Source organism: Citromicrobium bathyomarinum, assembly GCF_038594485.1.
GTDB classification, from domain to species: Bacteria; Pseudomonadota; Alphaproteobacteria; order Sphingomonadales; family Sphingomonadaceae; genus Alteriqipengyuania; species Alteriqipengyuania bathyomarina_A.
The window spans coordinates 625964-645435 of record NZ_JBCFZG010000004.1 but is presented as its reverse complement, the minus strand read 5'-3'; the positions used below and the strand labels follow the sequence as shown (position 1 = coordinate 645435).

General features: G+C 65.4%; 21 protein-coding genes and 1 tRNA gene. 14 read left to right on the top strand and 8 right to left on the bottom strand.

Annotation, left to right across the window (positions count from 1 at the left end; translation table 11 throughout):
- Positions 1 to 23 precede the first annotated feature (23 nt).
- Genes AAG591_RS08780 through AAG591_RS08765 form a run of 4 tightly spaced genes read left to right on the top strand, consistent with a single transcriptional unit; the run spans position 24 to position 4032 of the window.
- On the top strand, positions 24 to 617 hold the full coding sequence (locus AAG591_RS08780; RefSeq protein ID WP_342530786.1) for an LOG family protein: 594 nt from the start codon (positions 24 to 26) through the stop codon (positions 615 to 617).
- Entirely contained in the window at positions 614 to 1624 is a 1011-nt protein-coding gene (locus AAG591_RS08775; protein WP_342530784.1) for a phytoene/squalene synthase family protein, read from the top strand. Before AAG591_RS08780 ends, AAG591_RS08775 begins: the two co-directional genes overlap by 4 nt.
- Positions 1625 to 1657: 33 nt before the next feature.
- Positions 1658 to 2164, top strand: a complete 507-nt coding sequence (locus AAG591_RS08770; protein ID WP_342530782.1) for a nuclear transport factor 2 family protein — start codon at positions 1658 to 1660, stop codon at positions 2162 to 2164.
- Positions 2161 to 4032, top strand: a complete 1872-nt coding sequence (locus AAG591_RS08765) for an acetyl/propionyl/methylcrotonyl-CoA carboxylase subunit alpha (RefSeq protein ID WP_342530781.1) — start codon at positions 2161 to 2163, stop codon at positions 4030 to 4032. The genes AAG591_RS08770 and AAG591_RS08765 overlap by 4 nt, the downstream gene beginning before the upstream one ends.
- Here AAG591_RS08765 and AAG591_RS08760 read toward each other — a convergent pair.
- Positions 4029 to 4898, bottom strand: a complete 870-nt coding sequence (locus AAG591_RS08760; RefSeq protein ID WP_342530780.1) for an alpha/beta hydrolase — start codon at positions 4896 to 4898, stop codon at positions 4029 to 4031. The two genes, AAG591_RS08765 and AAG591_RS08760, sit on opposite strands and share 4 nt — an antisense overlap.
- A gap of 58 nt (positions 4899 to 4956) precedes the next feature.
- The gene (locus tag AAG591_RS08755; RefSeq protein ID WP_342531247.1) at positions 4957 to 6255 is read right to left on the bottom strand and encodes a multidrug effflux MFS transporter; all 1299 of its coding nucleotides are present in this window, start codon (positions 6253 to 6255) and stop codon (positions 4957 to 4959) included.
- Positions 6256 to 6323: 68 nt separating this feature from the next.
- Between AAG591_RS08755 and dinB the strand changes: the two genes are divergently transcribed.
- Entirely contained in the window at positions 6324 to 7460 is a 1137-nt protein-coding gene (dinB, locus tag AAG591_RS08750) for a DNA polymerase IV (RefSeq protein ID WP_342530778.1), read from the top strand.
- Here dinB and AAG591_RS08745 read toward each other — a convergent pair.
- The 6 genes from AAG591_RS08745 to AAG591_RS08720 all read right to left on the bottom strand — a co-directional run bounded on the left by AAG591_RS08745 (position 7457) and on the right by AAG591_RS08720 (position 11537).
- Positions 7457 to 7921, bottom strand: a complete 465-nt coding sequence (locus AAG591_RS08745; protein WP_342530777.1) for an NUDIX hydrolase — start codon at positions 7919 to 7921, stop codon at positions 7457 to 7459. The genes dinB and AAG591_RS08745 overlap by 4 nt on opposite strands.
- A 77-nt stretch (positions 7922 to 7998) precedes the next feature.
- Positions 7999 to 8460, bottom strand: a complete 462-nt coding sequence (locus AAG591_RS08740; protein ID WP_342530776.1) for a Dps family protein — start codon at positions 8458 to 8460, stop codon at positions 7999 to 8001.
- Between the two features lie 121 nt (positions 8461 to 8581).
- Positions 8582 to 9133: a hypothetical protein gene (locus AAG591_RS08735; RefSeq protein WP_342530775.1), complete on the bottom strand. Its 552-nt coding sequence runs from the start codon at positions 9131 to 9133 to the stop codon at positions 8582 to 8584.
- A gap of 16 nt (positions 9134 to 9149) precedes the next feature.
- The gene (locus AAG591_RS08730) at positions 9150 to 10142 is read right to left on the bottom strand and encodes a GGDEF domain-containing protein (RefSeq protein ID WP_342530774.1); all 993 of its coding nucleotides are present in this window, start codon (positions 10140 to 10142) and stop codon (positions 9150 to 9152) included.
- A 172-nt stretch (positions 10143 to 10314) separates the two neighbouring features.
- Positions 10315 to 11367, bottom strand: coding sequence for a PLP-dependent cysteine synthase family protein (locus AAG591_RS08725; RefSeq protein WP_342530772.1), 1053 nt, complete (start codon positions 11365 to 11367; stop codon positions 10315 to 10317).
- 96 nt (positions 11368 to 11463) lie between these two features.
- Positions 11464 to 11537 (bottom strand) — tRNA-Gly (locus AAG591_RS08720).
- Between the two features lie 164 nt (positions 11538 to 11701).
- Here AAG591_RS08720 and AAG591_RS08715 point away from each other — a divergent pair.
- From AAG591_RS08715 to AAG591_RS08675, 9 genes are all read left to right on the top strand, one after another.
- A complete protein-coding gene (locus AAG591_RS08715) occupies positions 11702 to 13201 on the top strand; it encodes a CoA-acylating methylmalonate-semialdehyde dehydrogenase (RefSeq protein WP_342530771.1) in 1500 nt (499 codons plus the stop codon).
- 61 nt (positions 13202 to 13262) lie between these two features.
- A complete protein-coding gene (locus tag AAG591_RS08710) occupies positions 13263 to 14045 on the top strand; it encodes a hypothetical protein (protein WP_342530769.1) in 783 nt (260 codons plus the stop codon).
- Positions 14036 to 14596, top strand: coding sequence for a hypothetical protein (locus AAG591_RS08705; RefSeq protein WP_342530768.1), 561 nt, complete (start codon positions 14036 to 14038; stop codon positions 14594 to 14596). The genes AAG591_RS08710 and AAG591_RS08705 overlap by 10 nt, the downstream gene beginning before the upstream one ends.
- 11 nt (positions 14597 to 14607) lie before the next feature.
- A complete protein-coding gene (locus tag AAG591_RS08700) occupies positions 14608 to 15570 on the top strand; it encodes a polysaccharide deacetylase family protein (protein ID WP_342530767.1) in 963 nt (320 codons plus the stop codon).
- A 77-nt stretch (positions 15571 to 15647) separates the two neighbouring features.
- Positions 15648 to 16115, top strand: coding sequence for a hypothetical protein (locus AAG591_RS08695; protein WP_342530766.1), 468 nt, complete (start codon positions 15648 to 15650; stop codon positions 16113 to 16115).
- 36 nt (positions 16116 to 16151) lie between these two features.
- Positions 16152 to 16733 (top strand): hypothetical protein, encoded by a 582-nt coding sequence (locus AAG591_RS08690; RefSeq protein ID WP_342530765.1) that lies wholly within the window; start codon positions 16152 to 16154, stop codon positions 16731 to 16733.
- A 54-nt stretch (positions 16734 to 16787) separates the two neighbouring features.
- Positions 16788 to 17933: an acyl-CoA dehydrogenase family protein gene (locus AAG591_RS08685; protein ID WP_342530764.1), complete on the top strand. Its 1146-nt coding sequence runs from the start codon at positions 16788 to 16790 to the stop codon at positions 17931 to 17933.
- Between the two features lie 11 nt (positions 17934 to 17944).
- Complete coding sequence (locus AAG591_RS08680) at positions 17945 to 18319, top strand: VOC family protein (RefSeq protein ID WP_342530762.1); 375 nt, start codon at positions 17945 to 17947, stop codon at positions 18317 to 18319.
- Positions 18316 to 19362, top strand: a complete 1047-nt coding sequence (locus AAG591_RS08675) for an enoyl-CoA hydratase/isomerase family protein (RefSeq protein WP_342530760.1) — start codon at positions 18316 to 18318, stop codon at positions 19360 to 19362. The genes AAG591_RS08680 and AAG591_RS08675 overlap by 4 nt, the downstream gene beginning before the upstream one ends.
- The last annotated feature ends 110 nt before the right edge of the window (positions 19363 to 19472 follow it).

Here is a 19472-nt window from a genome sequence, read left to right as displayed (position 1 = left end):
CCCGCCGGGGAGGGGAGACGGACATGAACCGCCCCCTCTCCCGCATCGCGATCTATTGCGGCGCGGCGACGCCGCCCGATCCGCGCTATATCGAGTTGGCGCGCGAGGTCGGTGCATTGCTGGCCCAGCGCGGCATCGGCGTGGTCTATGGCGGCGGGCGGCTGGGCCTGATGGGCGCGCTCGCCCAAGGCGCGCTGGCCGAAGGGGGTGAGGTCATCGGGGTAATCCCGCATGCGATGGTGGAGCGTGAATTCGCCAACCACGACTGCACGCAGCTGATCACGGTCGACACGATGCACCAGCGGAAGGCACATTTCACCGACCTTGCAGACGGCTTCATCACCCTGCCCGGCGGGATGGGCACGATGGACGAACTGTTCGAAGCATTGAGCTGGGCGCAGATCGGCTATCACGAAAATCCGGTCGGCCTGCTCAACGCTTTCGGCTTTTACGATGATCTTGTGCAATTCATAAACCGGATGGCAGATACGGGTTTCGTCCGCGCGAGCCATCGCGAAATCTTGCAGGTTGCGGACAATTTGCCGGAACTGCTCGACAAGCTTGCCTCTTATACGCCTAATACCCCGATCTATCGCATGAGCGCAGACCAGCTTTGAACCAGGCCCGCCCCCTCGTCCCTTCGCGCTTCGTGCGCCCCTCTATCCCCCGCCCCGGCGGCGGGCGTGATCGGGCCGCGCTGGTGAAGGAATCCTACGAAGCTATTGCCGAGGGATCGCGCAGCTTCGCCTTCGCCTCCAAGCTGTTCGACAAGGCTACGCGCGAGCGGGTGTGGATGCTCTACGCCTGGTGCCGCCGGTGCGACGATCTTGCCGATGCGCAGGACAAGGGCGGCGAGCTGGGCGATCAGGCAGGGATCGAGGACCGGCTGCAGGCGATCAAGGTGCTCACCCGCCGCGCATTGGAAGGCGGCGCGACCGCCGACATTGCATTCGACGCGCTCGGCCAGGTGGCGGGCGAGGCGGGCATCACGCTCGACATGGCGAACGAGGTCATCGCGGGTTTCGCGATGGACGCAAACGGCTTCAGCCCGCACAGCGAGAAGGAGCTGATGCGCTATTGCTACCACGTCGCGGGCGCGGTCGGCGTGCTGATGGCGCGGGTGATGTTCGCCCCCAACGACAGCTTCATCTACGACCGCGCGTGCGACCTCGGCCTCGCCTTCCAGCTGGCCAATGTGGCGCGCGACGTGATCGAGGATGCGGCAGCCGGGCGCTGCTACCTGCCCGACGACTGGCTCGCCGACGCCGGGCTGACGCGGGAGAACTATGCCGACGAGGACAACCGCTTTGCTCTGGCGGCGGTGTCGGCGCGACTGGTCGACCGGATGGAGATGTACGAGGCCGCGTCGCGCCTGGGCGCGAAGCACCTGCGGTTCCGCCAGCGCTGGGCGGTGCTCTCCGCCGCGCGCATCTACGGCGCGATCGGGCGCAAAGTCCGCAATCGCGGCCAGCTGGCGTGGGACACCCGCACCTATGTGCCGTGGTACGAAAAGCTGGGCCATGTCGTCGCTGCGTTCGGCGAGGCGGCGACAAAGCACGCGCCCGAGCCGCGCGAGTGGCCGCCCTACACCCGCGAGGACCTGCGCCCCGTCGCCGGGTGGTAGACCTGCGGCCCGCTTGGCGTTAGCGCTGCGGGCATGATCGAACGCATTGCTTTTGCCGCGCTGCTGCTGGCCACACCGGGCATGGCCCAGGAAACACCGATGCTGCCCTCGCCCGAACAACAGGTACGACTGGGGGTCGACCGGTTCTTCGCCGCCCTCAAGAGCAGCGACCGCACGCGACTGGCGCGGGAGATGATCCCCGAAGGCACCATCTTCGTCCACAACCGGATGGACCCCGACAATCCGCGCACCGACGTTGTAAAGGTATCCGATCACCTCGCCCGCTGGGCCAAGGGCACCGGCGAGGTTTCCGAACACATGGAAGTCGAAACCGTGCTGGTCGACGGCGACATGGCGCAGGTGTGGGGGCCCTATACCTTCTTCGCGAACGGCAAGATCAGCCATTGCGGGATCAATTCGCTGAGCATGGTGCGCACGGATGACGGCTGGAAGGTCGCCAACACCAGCTTCTCCATGGTGCCGCCGGAGGAATGCGAGGCGATTGGCGCGCCCATCACGCTGAAGGATATCGTCGAATGATCAGCAAGCTCCTGATCGCCAATCGCGGCGAAATCGCCTGCCGCATTATCCGCACCGCGCGCGAGATGGGCATTGCCACCGTCGCGGTCTATTCCGACGCCGACGCCAAGGCGCTGCATGTGCGCTCTGCCGACGAGGCGGTGCATATCGGGCCATCACCCGCTGCCGAGAGCTACCTGGTGGGCGAGAAGATCATCGCCGCCGCGAAGCAGACCGGCGCGGGGGCGATCCATCCGGGCTACGGGTTCCTGTCTGAAAACGCCGATTTCGCGCAGGCCGTGAAGGACGCCGGGCTGATCTGGGTCGGCGCGCCGCCCTCCTCGATCCGCGCAATGGGGCTGAAGGATGCCGCCAAGAAACTGATGCGCGAGGCGGGCGTGCCCGTAACCCCCGGCTACGACGGCGACGACCAGAGCGCCGAGCGGCTGAAAGAAGAGGCCGACGCGATCGGCTATCCCGTGCTGATCAAGGCGGTCGCCGGCGGCGGCGGCAAGGGGATGCGCAAGGTCGATGCCGAGCGCGATTTCCTCTCCGCGCTCGAATCCTGCCGCCGCGAGGCGAAGGCCAGCTTCGGCAACGACGACGTGATCCTCGAAAAATGGATCACCTCGCCCCGCCATATCGAGGTGCAGGTGTTCGGCGACAGCCACGGCAATGTCGTCCACCTGTTCGAACGCGACTGCTCGCTCCAGCGCCGCCACCAGAAGGTGATCGAGGAAGCCCCCGCCCCCGGCATGGACGAGGCCACGCGCGAGGAAATCTGCGCCGCCGCCGTGCGCGCCGCCAAGGCGGTCGATTACGAAGGCGCGGGCACGATCGAATTCATCGCCGACGCGAGCGAAGGCCTGCGCGCGGATCGCATCTTCTTCATGGAGATGAACACGCGGCTGCAGGTCGAGCATCCGGTGACCGAGGAGATCACCGGCGTCGATCTGGTGGAGTGGCAGTTGCTTGTGGCGGCGGGTGAGCCGATTCCATCCAAGCAGGAAGACCTGAGCATCGACGGCCACGCCATCGAGGCGCGGCTTTATGCGGAAGACCCGTCCAGTGGCTTCCTGCCGAGCACGGGGCCCCTCGACCACTTCGATATCGGCTTGCGTGGCCGTATCGAAACCGGGGTCGAGGAAGGCGATCAAATCTCGCCTTTCTATGACCCCATGGTCGCCAAACTGGTGACCTGGGGCGAGACCCGGCAGGATGCGATCGAGCAACTGGCGGATATCGCAGACGGGGTCGAAATCTGGCCCGTGCGCACCAATGCGGCCTTCATCGCAAACTGTCTGCGCGACGAGGATTTCGAGGACGCCAATCTCGATACCGGCTTCATCGAACGCAAGATCGACGATCTGGTGGAATCGGACGAGCCCTACGAGGCGATCTGGCAGACCGCTGCGGACTTCGTGGTCCTCGCCGAAACCGAAAACCATGACGACCAGCCTGCCGGTTTCCGCCTCAACGCACCGGGCCGCCTGACCACCAGCCTCTCTTTCAAGGGCGACACGCGCGTCGTCGCGGCGGCCGAGGGTGCAGCGTTCGAGGCTGCGACCGGCTTCGTCGATCCGCACCGGGTGGTCGTTTTCGCCGACGGCATGTCTTTCGCGTTCGACCGGGGTTCGCGCGGCTCGGGAGCGGCAGCGGCAGGCGACGGCGCCATCCTCGCGCCGATGCCGGGCAAGGTCATCGCACTCGACGTAGCCGAGGGCGACAGCGTGACCGCCGGCCAGCGGCTGATGGTGCTGGAAGCGATGAAGATGGAACATTCGCTCACCGCGCCGTTCGACGGGACCGTAACCGAGCTCAACGCCAGCGAAGGCGGTCAGGTGCAGGTCGACGCGGTGCTGTGCGTGGTGGAGCCCGCTGCGGACTAGTCGGCTTCGCCCTCTTCGCACCCGGCCCCGTTGCCCACGGCGAGGCTCGGATCATCCGGGTCGAGGAAGTGAACGATGCCGCGCCTCAGGCTCTCGCTCTCCAGCGCATGCCCGCCTTCATGGCCTTCAAAGACTACGCGATTGCCGAAACTGCGTAGCCGTGGCGCCATCACGCAGGCCGTCCGGCGAAACGGCTGGACGCGGTCCTCACGCCCATGGGCGAGGAAGATCGCCTGGCCGCCCGCCTGCCGCGCCGGGATTACCAGGATGCCCGGAGATATCGCGGCGATACTGGTGAACAGCTGCGGGTTCGCCGTGCCGAGCATCAGCGCGTAGCTGCCACCGTGCGAATAGCCGAGCAGGCCGATGTGCCCCGGCTGGATCGGGACGCGGCGGAAGACCTCCGCCAGCGTCTCGTCGATCCGTTTCCGATCCTTCCCGAACCGCGGCTCGGGCCACGCCACGCGCGCGCGCGCCCTCCGCGCGTCGAGATCGTCGAAGAAATGGTCGACCGCGTCGAAATTCTGGCGCCGGGGGTCGAGGCCGAGCAACACGATCCCGGCGCTATCGGCCAGCGGGGCCAATGCCTCCACGAGGTCGCGGCCCGAACCTCCGGTGCCGTTTAGCAGGACCAGCAGCGGGCGTGGCCGCTGCCCCGTCCCTTCACCGATATAGATATGACCCGCAGGCCCGATTGCCGCGATCCTGCCGATCAGCGAGGTGTCGGGATCGACCGTCGACAGCGGCATGGCGGACAGCCTGCCGCTAACCTCGACCTCGACCGAGGCCGTTTCATGCTCCTGCGCGAGGGCACCCGCAGGCGGGAGAGCCAGCAGGGCCGCAAGCAGGAGGGCGGTATGCTTCATTCTCGCAAGACTAGCCGATCCCGCTAGTCTTGCACGCCGGATTTCACGACAGTGGCCGCTAGTCCTCGTCCACCGGTGGGCCGAACAGCTTGCCGCGCTCGGCGAACAGCACCAGACCGATGCAGATCAGCGCGCCGCAGAACAATGCGGTCGCCAGCGGGATCGCGGTGCCGTTGTAGGCATAGCCGATGCCTGCACCGATCAGCGCCGCGGTGACCATCCGCACGAAGGTCTGCGCGCTCGCCGCCGCACCCGCCGTCTCGCGAAAAGGCTGCATCGCAATCGATCCGAAATTGGCGCCGATGAAGCCCAGCAGCATCATGTTCGCCGCCATCAGCGGTACGAAGGTCCACAGCGTTTCCTCGGTCATCGTCGCGAAGAACAGCTGCAACGCAGCAACGCACAGGAACAGGAACAGGCCGGTATGGCTGACCCGGCGCGCGCCGAAACGTTCGACGATCCGCGAGTTGGTCCAGCTCGCCACTGCCATCGCGCCTGCGCAGCACGCGAAGATCAGCGGGAACCAGGGCCCCGCGCCGAACGCCTCGCCCACCAGCTGCTGCGCCGAATTGATGAAGCCGAACAGCGCCCCGAAGATCACCGCGCTGCCGAGCGTGTAGCCGAGCGCCTGCCGCATGGTCAGCGTGGCGCGCATGTTGCGCGCGATCACGCGCGGGCGGATCGGCTGCTTGTCTTCCGGATGCAGCGTCTCTGGCAGGTTGCGCCACGCCCACACGCTCATCGCAACGCCAGCCGTCGCGGTGAACACGAAGATCCAGCGCCAGTCGCCCATCACCATCAGCACGCCCTGCCCGATGCTGGGCGCGACGGCGGGCACCATCAGGAAGATGACGAAGATCAGGCTCATCATCCGGGCCATCTTGTCGCCGCCCACCCGGTCGCGGATGATCGCCGGGGGAAGCGCCACGATTCCCGCTGCACCGAAGCCTTGCAGGAAGCGCAGCGTGAGCAGCGATTCGAAATTCCACGCCATCGCGCACAGCAGCGAGAAGGTGATGTAGAGGCCCAGACTGGTGAACAGCACCGGACGCCTCCCGAAACGGTCCGCCAGCGATCCGGGCACCAGCGCGCCGAGGCCGGCAGCGAGAAGGTAGGCCCCGACCACGAACTGGCGGCTGTTGCCCGCCACGCCCAGATCGGACGCGAGGTTGTCGAGCGCGGGCAGCACTGCGTCGATGCCCAGAGCGTTGAGCGCCATCAGCAGCGCCATCATCCCGATCAGCTGGCGTTCGCCAATCCGCTTGCCCGACGGGGGCAGCGCTGCGGGCGCGCGCACGCCCTGATGCGGCTCGTCACGGCCGATCGTCTCGCCGGGCGCATATTGTTCATTTCGCATCTGCACAAAACCGCAGATGGCGTCGTCGGTTCCGATTGGCAACCAGTATGCTATTTGCATTCGTAGCCATGAGCATTGCCGAGCAGCCGGATGACGTACCCACCGACGAACCCCGTCAGCGCAAGATCATCCATGTCGATATGGATGCCTTCTTCGCCAGCGTGGAACAGCGCGACAACCCGGAACTGCGTGGAAAGCCGGTCGCGGTCGGCGGATCGAGCGGGCGCGGCGTGGTCGCCGCCGCGAGTTACGAGGCGCGCCGGTTCGGCGTGAAATCGGCGATGCCGTCTGTCACGGCCAAGCGGCTGTGCCCCGACCTGATATTCGTGAAGAGCCGCTTCGATGCCTATCGCGAAGCGTCCGAGCAAATCCGCGCAATCTTCCGACACCATACCGATCTGGTCGAACCGCTGAGCCTCGACGAGGCCTATCTGGATGTGACGGTCAACAAGCTGGACATTCCATCGGCCACGCGGGTCGCACAGATGATCCGGCAGGAAATTCGCGCCAAGACGCGGCTGACCGCAAGCGCGGGGGTGAGCTACAACAAGTTCCTCGCCAAGCTGGCGAGCGACCAGAACAAGCCCGACGGGATGTGCGTAATCCGCCCGGGCGAAGGCGCGGCCTTCGTCCAGACGCTGCCCATCCGCCGCTTCCACGGTGTCGGCCCGCGCGGCGAGGAAAAGATGGCGCGGCTCGGCATCGCCACAGGGGCCGATCTCGCCGCGAAGGACGCTGCGTGGCTGGGGCAGCATTTCGGCAGCTTCGGCGAGTATCTGTACCGGGCCGCGCGCGGGATCGACGACCGGCCCGTCCGCTCGAACCGCATCCGCAAGTCGGTCGGCGGCGAACGCACCTTCTCGATCGACCGGCACGAGGCCGAAGAGCTGCGCACCACGCTGAACGAGATCGTCGAGATCGTGTGGGAACGGATCGAGCGGGCTGAGGCGCGCGGGCGCACGGTAACGCTGAAGCTCAAATACAACGATTTCCAGCTGATGACCCGCGCGCGGTCGCTGCCGCGCAATGTCCACGGCAAGGAGGAATTCGCCGCCATCGGGCACGCGATCCTCGACGACCTGCTGCCGCTGCCGCGCCCGATCCGGCTGATGGGGCTGACGCTCTCCAACCTCGAACGCGATGAGGCAAGCGACGAGGATCCGCGACGTCGCGATACCGACGGCGGCCAGCTCGCGCTGTTCTAGCTCTTGAGCAGGAGGGCGATCCGTCTTTCAGCCAGTCGGCTGAACGGCTGCGGAGGATCGTCGGGCATGGCGAAGCGCACCTCGATGATCTCACGCCCGTCGGGCACCGGTGCCCGATCGATCTCGGCCAGAAACAGGTAGGCGGAATGCGGCGAGGCGGAAATCGTCTCATCGATGGCGCCCAGCGCTTTCACCGTGCCGAGCGTCAGGCCAAGTTCCTCCTTCATCTCGCGCCGCGCGGCCTGTTCTGGCGCTTCGCCCCGCCCGATGCCGCCTCCCGGAAGGCTCCAGTTGGGCGGGCCATAGGCGTGGCGCACGAACAGCACGCGGCCCTGCGGATCGCGCAGGATCACGCTTACCCCGCGCAGCTGCGGCTTGGCGACCTTGCGCCATACATGGCGCACACGGTGCGCGATACGCAGCGCAAGGCGATGGAGCGAGCGGGGCAGCAGCGGGGGCATTGTCACCACAAATAGAGAAAAGGGCCGACCCGGCATAGCACCGGATCGGCCCTTCGTTTCGCCTGGCTAACGGGGGCTTAGCCGAGCGTCGACTTGAGGAACCACGCGCGCTCCTCCGCCATGTCGGTCCAGTCGTCGAGCAGACCGTCGGTGGCATTGTCGCCTGCCTCTTCGGCCAGCGGCTTCATGCCCTTGAGGCGCTTGATCATCGCGACGTTGTCGTCGTGCAGTTCCTTGACCATTGCGTCACCGTCGAGATCGGTCGAATCCTGATCCTTGACCTGCGTCGCGCGGGCGACCGAACCGATCGAGGTCAGCGTCACTTCGCCGAGCTTGCGCACGCGTTCGCCGATCGCATCGATCTGGTCGCGCAGCTCGATCGCCTGTTCGTCGAACAGCAGGTGCAGGTCGCGAAAACGCGGGCCCGTCACGTGCCAGTGGAAGTTCTTGGTCTTGAAATAGAGCGCGAGGTGATCGGCGAGCAGGCCGTTAAGTTCCTGCACCAGTGCGGTTTTCGAGTTGTCGCCGGCTTGGGCCATGTTTGGTCTCCTTATCTTGGGTTGCGGCTTGCGTGTTCGGTTATCGGATCAACGCCGCAAAGCTGGCGGGTTTCCCGCTAAAGCTTCGATCACAGTGATTGAGAGTGTTCCTGCCGAAGGATCAGATAATCCCGCGTGCGCCCAGCCCGATTGCCAGCCCGGCGATCAGCACCACGCCCCCCATGACCAGCCGGAACGCGCGCAGCGGCAGCGCCTCGATATCGTCGCCCATCGCCCAGCCGCCTGCCAGCGCAACCCCCGCCCCCGCCGCCCCGCCGAGCGCGACGAACGTCGGCAGCGCGGTTGCGGCGGCGAGCGCGAAGATCAGGAAGCGTGCGGCATCGCCCCATTGCCGGGCGAGCAGCACGACGAAAGCCGCGAAGGCCGATCGTGTCGGCTCCTTGGGCCGTTTTTCACGGGCGGGCCAGAACAGCTCGAACGCGGCGACCACCAGCGCGATCGCGACCAGCATCTGGCGCGCAGGCTCGGGCAGCATCGCCGCGATCGCATCGCCCGCCAGTGCCATCAGCCCAGCGGTGAAGATCGCGGAGACGAGCGCGGCAAGGAGGATGAGCGCGCCCAGCGGCCTCGCCAGCCGCGCGACCAGCAGTTGGTCGCGCGCGCCGATGGTCAGCAGCAGCGCGGCGGCAAACCCGAAGAGGAAGGACGACACGCGCTGCGCAGCGGCGTCAGGCCGCGTCCGCCACGCGTCCGCTCTCGGGCGCGATCAGAACCTTGTTGCGACCCGATTTCTTCGCTTCGTACAGCGCATTGTCCGCACGGCAGAGAGTTTCGTCGCTGGTCTCCACATTGACCGCCACCCCTGCGGAGAAGGTGATCGCACCCATCGGTTCATCGGTTTCGCGCAGTTTCAGATTGCGATCGGCCAGCGCATCCTTGGCGATCGTCACCTTTTCCGCCAGCAGCGCGGCATCGGGCGTTTCTGCGATGACGAGGAATTCTTCCCCTCCCCAGCGCGACACCGGCCAGGGTGCCAGCGCCTCGGTCAGCGCGTTGGCCACCAGTTTGAGCGCGCGATCGCCCACTGCGTGGCCGTAGGTGTCGTTGATCACCTTGAAATGGTCGATGTCGATGATCGCGGTGCAATAGCGAACCTTGCGTATCTCCAGGTCCTGGATCATCGCGCGCGTCGCACGGCGGTTGGGAATGCCGGTCAGTTCGTCGACCAGCGCCTTGTTGCGCGCCTCCTCGAGATCGCGCTGCAACCGGTCGATCCGGCTCGACGCCGTCGACAGCTCTCGCTCTGCCGTTGCCGCGCGGTCGATGATCCGGCGGATCGCGCCCTTCAGATCCTCGCCCTGCGCGCCCTCGCGGATCGCCTGGCTTTCCTCCGCGATATCGCGTCCCACGCCGTCGGCCTGCCGCTTGGTTTCGCGGGCCAGGTCTCCCGCCGCGTTGAGGAACATCTCGACCGCTTCGTCGCGTGCCGCAATCCGCTCTTCCGGATCGTCGGACGCGGATGCGTGCTTGCCCATGATCTCGACAATGGTTTCCTGCTTCATCCGCATGCCGTTGTCGATGTAGGTGTCGGTTTCCTCGCAGATCACCTTGCTGGACCGGGTGAGGTAGAGATAGCCGAAGCGGTAGTTGGTCGGTGTCGGGTCGAGCAGGTTTCCCGCCAGGAAAGCCAGCACCTCACCGCCGATATTGTCCTTTGTCATACCAATCCCACTCACGCGTGCACGATTGTCCCGGCGCCCCCCGCCGGCCCCGCACCTTGCGCTTCTATACGACCCGCAGATGAATTTTTACCGAAGGTCCGGCGTGATGAGCAAACCAGGCATCTGAAAAAGGGTGGATATCCGCATCCCCCTTGCGGCCTAACCCCGCATGTCACTCGAGGATTTCGAGCATCCTGTCGTAAGCCGGGCGCCAGTCGCCACCCCACTCGGCCAGCCACTCCTCGCTGTAATAGGTCGATGCGTAGCGGGCGCCATCGTCGCACAGCAGGCTCACAATGCTGCCCGACTGGCCGGCGCTGGCCATTTCCTCGATCAGCTGGAGGCAGGCGAACAGGTTCGTGCCGGTCGATCCGCCGACCTTGCGGCCCAGTGTGTTCGACAGGGCGAACATCGCGCCGATCGAGTCGGCATCCTCCACCGCGATCATCCGGTCGATCACGCCGGGTTCGAAGCTCGGCTCCACCCGCGCGCGCCCGATGCCTTCGATCCGGCATTCGCAGCGCCCGTCGAGCGTCTCGACCGCGCGGTCGGCATAGTGCCTGTGAAAGACCGATCCCGCCGGATCGGCGACGCACAGCTGCGTCGGGCGGCGCTGATAACGGATATAGCGGCCCAACGTGGCCGAGGTCCCGCCGGTGCCCGCGCCGCACACGATCCATGCCGGGTCCGGGTGATCCTCCTCGCTCATCTGCGAGAAGATGCTCTGCGCAATATTGTTGTTGCCGCGCCAGTCGGTCGCCCGCTCGGCGTAGGTGAACTGGTCGAGGTAATGCCCGCCGGCTTCCGCCGCGAGCCGCTCCGATTCGGCATAGACCATGCCCGGATCGTCGACCGGGTGGATCTGCCCGCCGTAAAAGCGGATCTGCTCCAGCTTCGCCTCCGCCGTGCTCGCGGGCACCACCGCGATAAACGGCAGACCCAGCAGTTTGGCGAAATAGGCTTCGGAGACCGCGGTCGAGCCCGAGGACGCCTCGATCAGCGTGGTACCTTGCCCGATCCAGCCGTTGCACAGGCCATAGAGGAACAGCGACCGGGCGAGCCGGTGCTTGAGGCTGCCCGTGGGGTGCGAGCTTTCGTCCTTCAGATAAAGCTCGATCCCCCGGCAATGCGGCAGCGGAACACGGATGAGATGCGTGTCGGAAGAGCGGTTGTAGTCCGCCTCGATCAGGCGGATCGCGCGGTTGAGCCATGTTTCCTTGGTCATGCGCGCGCCCCTGCGGCAAGCGGGTGGCCAGTGCAAGAGCTCTGCCCGGGAGGAGATAATTCTTGGCGCTATCGGTAGAATCTACCCATGCGGCGCTGGAGCGGGTGAAGGGAATCGAACCCTCGTCGTCAGCTTGGGAAGCTGCTGCTCTACCATTGAGCTACACCCGCCTGTTGCCAGCCTTCGGGCTGGGAGCCGCGTGCGCTTAGCGTTGCGCGAAACAAATTGCCAGCACAAGCGCTGATTGCACGAGCGCCCGGCGTACAAGCCTTGGCAAGCCGGTCCTCAAGGGGCTAAGCCGCGCGGCAACAAGACAATCACGGAGAGTTCCCCTATGCGCCAGATCGACCACCACCTCGCCACCGGAGTCGCTGCCGGCGAAGCAGCGCGTACGCACAAGGTATGGAACCCCTCCACCGGGGAGGTTCAGGCCGAGGTTGCGCTGGGCGATGCAGCCCTGCTCGAACGCGCAGTGGCCAAGGCGAAGGAAGTCCAGCCCGAATGGGCGGCAACCAATCCGCAGCGCCGCGCACGGGTGATGTTCGAATTCAAACGCCTGGTCGAATCGAATAAGCAGGAACTGGCCGAGCTGCTTTCCAGCGAACACGGCAAGGTGGTCGACGACGCGCATGGCGACGTGCAGCGCGGGCTCGAGGTAATCGAATATGCCTGCGGCATTCCGCAGGCGCTGAAGGGCGAGTACACGCAAGGGGCGGGTCCGGGCATCGATGTCTATTCGATGCGCCAGCCGCTCGGCATCGGGGCGGGCATCACCCCGTTCAACTTCCCCGCGATGATCCCGATGTGGATGTTCGGCATGGCGATCGCGGCGGGCAACGCCTTCATCCTCAAGCCGTCCGAGCGCGATCCCTCCGTACCCGTGCGCCTCGCCGAGCTGTTCGTCGAAGCAGGCGCGCCCGAAGGGCTGCTGCAAGTCGTCCACGGCGACAAGGAGATGGTCGACGCGATCCTCGACCATGACGACATCGCCGCGATCAGCTTCGTCGGCTCGTCCGACATCGCGCAATATATCTACTCGCGCGGCACCGCGAACGGGAAGCGCGTGCAGGCCTTCGGCGGCGCGAAGAACCACGGCATCGTGATGCCCGACGCCGACCTCGACCAGGTGGTGGGCGATCTCGCGGGCGCGGCCTTCGGCTCTGCGGGTGAGCGCTGCATGGCGCTGCCCGTGGTGGTGCCGGTGGGCGAAGATACCGCGAACCGCCTGCGTGAAAAGCTGATCCCCGCAATCAACGCTCTGCGCGTGGGTGTGTCGACCGACAAGGATGCGCAGTACGGCCCGGTCGTCACCCCGGAGCACAAGGCGCGGATCGAACAGTGGATCGACACCGCCGAGAAGGAAGGTGCCGAGGTCGTGATCGACGGGCGCGGCTTCTCGCTTCAGGGCCACGAGAAAGGCTTCTTCGTCGGCCCGACCCTGCTCGACCGCGTCACCACCGACATGGAAAGCTACAAGGAAGAGATCTTCGGGCCCGTGCTCCAGATCGTGCGCGCGAAGGATTTCGAGGACGCGGTCAGGCTGCCGAGCGAGCACCAGTACGGCAACGGCGTCGCTATCTTCACCCGCAACGGCCACGCCGCGCGCGAATTCGCGCACCGGGTGAACGTCGGCATGGTCGGCATCAACGTGCCGATCCCAGTGCCGGTCAGCTACCACAGCTTCGGCGGCTGGAAGCGTTCGGGCTTCGGCGACATCGACCAGTACGGCCAGGAAGGGCTGCGCTTCTGGACCAAGACGAAGAAGGTCACCCAGCGCTGGCCCGATGGCGGCGGCGATGGATCGAACGCCTTCGTCATCCCCACCATGGGTTGAACCCCTCGCGAAAAATCTGCCACACTCCCGATCGGGTTGCATCACGATGGGGAGATGACGGATGAGGATTGCGGAATACGCCCTGCCAGTTGCGGCTTTGGTCGCGCTGGCAGCGTGCAGCGGAGAGACCGGCGAAAAGAACGAGGTCGATTCGGTGGCGACGGAGCCGACCTCGCAAGATGCCGTAGCGGACGAGGTCGTCGATGCGGAGCCTGTCCAGACCACGCTGGAAATCATTCCGACCCGCTTCCAGGGCCTGTGGGATCTGGCAGAAGGCGGTGGCGACTACACCTGCACCACCGTGAGCGACGGGGTGATGGCGATCGAAGAAGAAGCGATCGAATTCTACGAAGCGAGGTTCGAGCCGTCCTCGATCAAGCAGATTTCGGCCGACGAGATCACCAGCGATGGAGAGTTTTTCGAACCCGGCGAGAGTTCGAAGGAGAGCTACCGGCTCAAGTTGAGCAAAGATGGCAAGAGACTCAGCCTTTCGGGGAATGGCTTCGAGCCCTTCGAGTATCGCTATTGCGGCAAACAGCTAAAGCCGGTCACCGAAGCTTTCGTACCACAGGCATTTCACGGCAAATGGGCCTTCTCGCAGGTCGAAAACTGCAAGATCACGCCGTTCCGCGACCTCATCGTGAAAGATCGCAAAGTCACCATCGGCGGAATCGAGGGAACGGTCCAGACGATGGATATTGTCGGTACCGATGCGATAAAGGTCGGCTACAAAACGACCGACGGCAGGGATGCCACGATGCGGCTGCAATTGACGCCAGATCGCAAGAAAATCGGCCTTCTCGAACCCGGAGCTACAGGAGTCACCTTCGTAAAATGTCCTTGAAGCCCCAGCATCTCGCCCTTCTCCCGCTCCTTGCATGCGGCCTTGTCGCGTGCAGCGCGGGGGAGGACGCGACTTCGCCCGCTCCCGACGCAGCCGCCACCGAAACGCCGATCCCGGTCGAACCCGATGGCGGGATCGGCGACGGGGCTGGCCCGCCCGAAGGTCTGCCTGCGTCGGACGACGGGAGCGAGGCGGAGGAACCAAGCGCGTTCGCCAAGACCTTCCCGGTCGCGATCCGGGGCAAGTGGCGCGAAACCGATGGGGCTGCCGTCACCAAAGCGCATTGCGATGGCTACCAGCAGGAGAATATGGGCAAGGTGCTGACCGTGCGCGAAGACGGCTATTCCTACTTCGAGACCGGCGGGCGGTTCATCTCGGTCAGCGAACGCGAACCGGGCAGCATCCGCGCGCTGTTCGACACGACCTACGCCGACGAGCCGACCCGCGACGAGCTGGAATTTTCTGTCGATCCGGTCGTGAAAACTCTGACCGTCCGCAATTTCGACACGGGTGAACGCTCGACCACAACCTATCGCCGCTGCCCGGGCTAAGGACCGGAGCCATGCGCTGGCTCCTTCCCTTCCTCCTCGGCCTGCTCGCCGCGTGCGCGCAGGTGGAGGACATCCCTGCCCCATCGCAGCCGCCTGAAAAGCGGATTGCGCTCACCTTCGACGATGCACCTCGCACGCCTGGCGCGTTCCTTAGCAAGGACGAGCGCACGCGGCGGTTGATCGATAGTCTGGAAAAGGCAGGCGTCGAGCAGGCAGCCTTCTTCGTAAATCCGGGCCATATCGAGGGCCCGGACGACGAGCGGCGGCTCGCCGCCTATGTCGCAGCGGGGCACGTGCTTGCCAATCACAGCGCCACCCACCCCCAATTGTCGAGCACCGACACCGCCGATTACCTCGCCGATATCGACGCGGGCGAAGCATGGCTGCGCGGGCGCGCAGGCTATCGTGCCTGGTTCCGCTATCCCTACCTCGACGAAGGGCGCGGCGACAAAGCCAAGCGCGACGCGATCCGCGCGGGGCTGGCCGAACGCGGCCTGACGGATGGCTACGTCACCATCGACGCCAGCGACTGGTTCTACGAAGCGGCGGCCAAGGATGCGGTCGCGGAAGGCCACGAGATCGATCGCGAGGCGCTGCGCGATCTCTACGTCCAGGCGCATGTCGAAGCCGCCGAGTTCTATGACAAGCTTGCCCGTGACGTGACCGGGCGGTCGCCCGCGCACGTCATGCTGCTGCACGAGACCGATCTGGCAGCATTATGGATCGCCGATCTGGTTTCCGCCTTGCGCGCGAAAGGCTGGACCATCGTCACCGCAGACGAAGCTTACGCCGATCCTATCGCCGCCCATGCGAAAACCTACGACACACCCTCGGCCCAGGGCACGCTCACCGAGATGGTGGCGTGGCAGAACGGCGTGCCCGCACCGCGCTGGTATCGCGGCAACGACACCCGGCTCGCGCAGCAGTGGTTCGACACGCGCGTGCTGCACCTCCCTCCTGCCGAGGCGGACTGACGCACCTGCCCTGCCTGCGGAGAGGCACTTTTGCTTCGCGGCCCCCGCTGCTAGCCTCTGCTGCAAGGGGGATTGCGATGAAAAGACTGACACCGATTGCGCTTCTGGGTCTGGCCCTGCTGACGACCGCCTGCGGCTCGGCACAAGATGCCGAAAAGGCCGATGCCCAGGATGTCGCCGCACTCGGGGCAGGCGAAGGCACGAGCGCCGAACCCGCGCCATCCGACCCAGCGAAGGAAGAGCCGCTCATCCCCGCAAAGTTCCAGGGCAACTGGGGCGAGGCGGAGGATCACCTTAACTGCGCGCCCGATGGCTCCAACGTCATGCGCGTGACTGCGAACACGATCGTCTATCCGACCGGAACCACGCAGATTTCCGAAGCCAGCCCGATCGATGCGGACGCCATCGCCATCACCGGGCGTTATGGCGAAACCGGGCAAGAACCCTCGAAAGACGTCAACCAGCAGCTCAAGCTGTCGAACGGTGGCGACACGCTGAGCGAAATCTTTGATGGGATGGCCCCTTTCGACTATATTCGCTGTTGACCGCGTCGGAGCGTCGATCCTGAGGGGGAAAGACCGATGAAAAGAGCATCGATACCAGCCCTGCTGATCGCCGGTTGCGCGCTGCTTGTCGCTTGCGACAATCGTTCCCCTTCGCCCACGCCCGATGAAACGACCATGGCGGTCGACGGCGAAGAAGTGACAATCGAGGCGACACCCGCGCCCGATGCCACCGATGCGGCCCTGCCCGAAGTGGGCAAAACCTCCATCGCCGATCCGACGCTGATCAATCCGCACCGGGTTCCGGCCGGCGACGTTGCCGACGACACCGCCCCGCTCACTGCGATACCTGCGCGCTTCCTTGGCCAGTGGGACGCGATTGACGGACCATGCACCCCCGACTCGGATATGTTCATGACCATCCGGCCGGGCACCATCGGCTTCTACGAGTCGCAGGGAGAGGTCACCGTAGTACGGCGCGCCAAGCCGGGTATCGTCGTCGCGCTTGCAATGGAAGGCGAAGGCGAAAAATGGGCGAGCGAATACGCCATGAGCCTATCGAACGGCGGCGAGCAGCTGGCGACGCGAATGGCCTCCGAAACAGGCTCCGGCACGCTGCGCCGCCGCTGTCCGCCTCTTGCAGAGACCGCCACACCCTGAACCTTCCCAGCTGCCCCCTTTTATTGGCTCGCCGGTGGGGCTAGGTCGCCTGCCATGACCGGACAATTTCAGCTTTCAGACGACCAGCTCGCGATCCAGGACATGGCGCAGCGGTTCACCGCCGACAACATCACCCCCCATGCGGGCAAGTGGGACGAGGAGCACATTTTCCCCGTCGACACGATCAAGCAGACCGCCGAGCTCGGCTTCGGCGCGATCTACGTGTCCGAGGAATCGGGCGGGATCGGGCTCGGCCGGCTTGAGGCTGCGCTGATCATGGAGGCGATGGCCTATGGCTGCCCCACCACCAGCGCGTTCATCTCGATCCACAACATGGCGAGCTGGATGATCGACCGCTTCGGCGGCGAAGGCGTGAAGCAGAAATACCTGCCCCAGCTGGTGACGATGGAAAAGCTCGCTTCCTACTGCCTCACCGAACCGGGCAGCGGATCGGATGCGGCGGGGCTTAAGACGCAGGCGGTGCGCGATGGCGACCACTATGTGCTCAACGGCACCAAGCAGTTCATCTCGGGCGGCGGCGTGAACGACGTCTACGTCACGATGGTCCGCACGGGTGAGCACAAGACCAAGGGCATCACCTGCCTGGTGGTCGACAAGGATACGCCCGGGGTCAGCTTCGGCGCGCCGGAGAAGAAGCTCGGCTGGAATGCCAGCCCGACCGCCCAGGTCATCTTCGAGGATGCGCGCGTACCGGTCGAAAACCGCGTGGGCGACGAAGGCGAAGGCTTCCGCTTCGCGATGATGGGCCTCGATGGTGGGCGGCTGAACATCGGCGCCTGCTCATTGGGCGGGGCGCAGCGCTGCCTCGACGAGGCGGTGAAGTACACCAAGGAACGCCAGCAGTTCGACCAGCAGATCGCCGACTTCCAGAACACGCAGTTCATGCTCGCCGACATGGCGACCGATCTGGAGGCGGCGCGCGCGCTGCTCTATCTCGCGGCGGCCAAGGTCACCGACAACGCGCCCGACAAGTCGCGCTTCTCCGCAATGGCCAAGCGGCTGGCGACCGACAACGGCAGCAAGGTCGTCAACGACTCGCTGCAGCTGTTCGGCGGCTACGGCTATCTCAAGGACTACCCGATCGAACGCTACTGGCGGGACCTGCGCGTCCACTCGATCCTCGAAGGCACCAACCAGGTGATGCGGATGATCGTGGGCAGGGACCTGCTGCGGCAGTGACGGGTCTTGCCATGACCACCTTCCTCGTCCCCGATTACGACGAGGCAATCGCTTTCTTCCGTGACGCGCTGGATTTCAAACTGGTGGAAGACAGTGACGTCGGCGGCGGCAAGCGGTGGGTCGTGGTAGCAGGCGCGAGCGGTGGCCGGCTGTTGTTGGCACGCGCAACCGACGACCGCCAGCGGGCAACCATCGGCCAGCAAACGGGAGGACGCGTCGGATGGTTTCTCCAATCCGACGACTTCGCCTCGGACCATAGCCGCATGGCGGCATGGGGCGTGGAATTCACCGAACAACCGCGACAGGAAGCTTACGGCACGGTCGCGGTCTTCAAGGACCCATGGGGAAACGCATGGGATCTCATCGAACACAGGGAAGCAGCATGACCGATCAGGTCCACATCCACACCCATGGCGCCGTCGGCCACCTTTCGCTCAACCGGCCCAAGGCGATCCACGCGCTGACCACCGAAATGTGCGTCGCGATGAGCGAAGCGCTGAGCGGCTGGGCGGACGATGACGGCATCGCGGCGGTCATCGTCGACCATGCCGAGGGGCGCGGGCTTTGCGCGGGCGGCGATATCGCGATGCTGCGCAACTCGGCGCTGAACGACGCGGGCAAGACGGGCCGCGAGTTCTTCCACGCCGAATACCGCCTCAACCACCAGCTGTTCACCTACACCAAGCCGGTGGTCGCTTTTATGGACGGGATCACGATGGGCGGCGGCGTGGGCATCAGCCAGCCCGCGGCGTTCCGCGTCGCGACCGAGAACACCAAGTTCGCCATGCCCGAGACCGGGATCGGCCTGTTTCCGGACGTCGGCGGCGGCTGGTATCTTTCGCGCCTGCCGGGCCGCATCGGCCAGTTTCTGGCGCTGACCGGCGCGCGGCTCGACGGGGCGGAGTGCCACGCCATCGGCCTCGCCACGCACTATATCGCGAGCGAGAACCTCGCCCGCGTGAAGGCCGCGATCATCGACGATCCGGCCAATATCCAGTCGATCCTCGACGAAGCATCCGAAACCCCGCCACAGCCACGCATCCTCGCCAATCGTGAGAATATCGACCGGCTGTTCGCGGGTCGCACGCTGGAGGACATCCTCGCCGCGCTCGAAAGCGACGATTCCGAGTGGGCCGCCAAGGAACTCAAGACGCTGGGCACCAAGAGCCCGCACAGCTGCAAGGTCGCGCTGCGCCAGCTCGCGGACAGCCTCACGCTCGGCAGTTTCGCCGAGGAAATGCGGATGGAATACCGCATCGGCAGCCGCGTGCTGCTGAGCCACGATTTTGCCGAAGGCGTACGCGCACTGATCGTCGACAAGACCGGCGATCCGCAATGGAACCCGGCCACTCCGACAAGCGTAACCGACGAACAGATCGACGCGATTTTCGCCGCCCTGCCCGAGGGCGAGGAGTGGACGCCGCTATAACCCTCCCGTCATCCCTGCGAAGGCAGGGACCCATCTCCGGCACGCGCCACTGATGGGACGATCGGGAGATGGGTTCCCGCCTGCGCGGGAATGACGAATTTGGAGAGAGA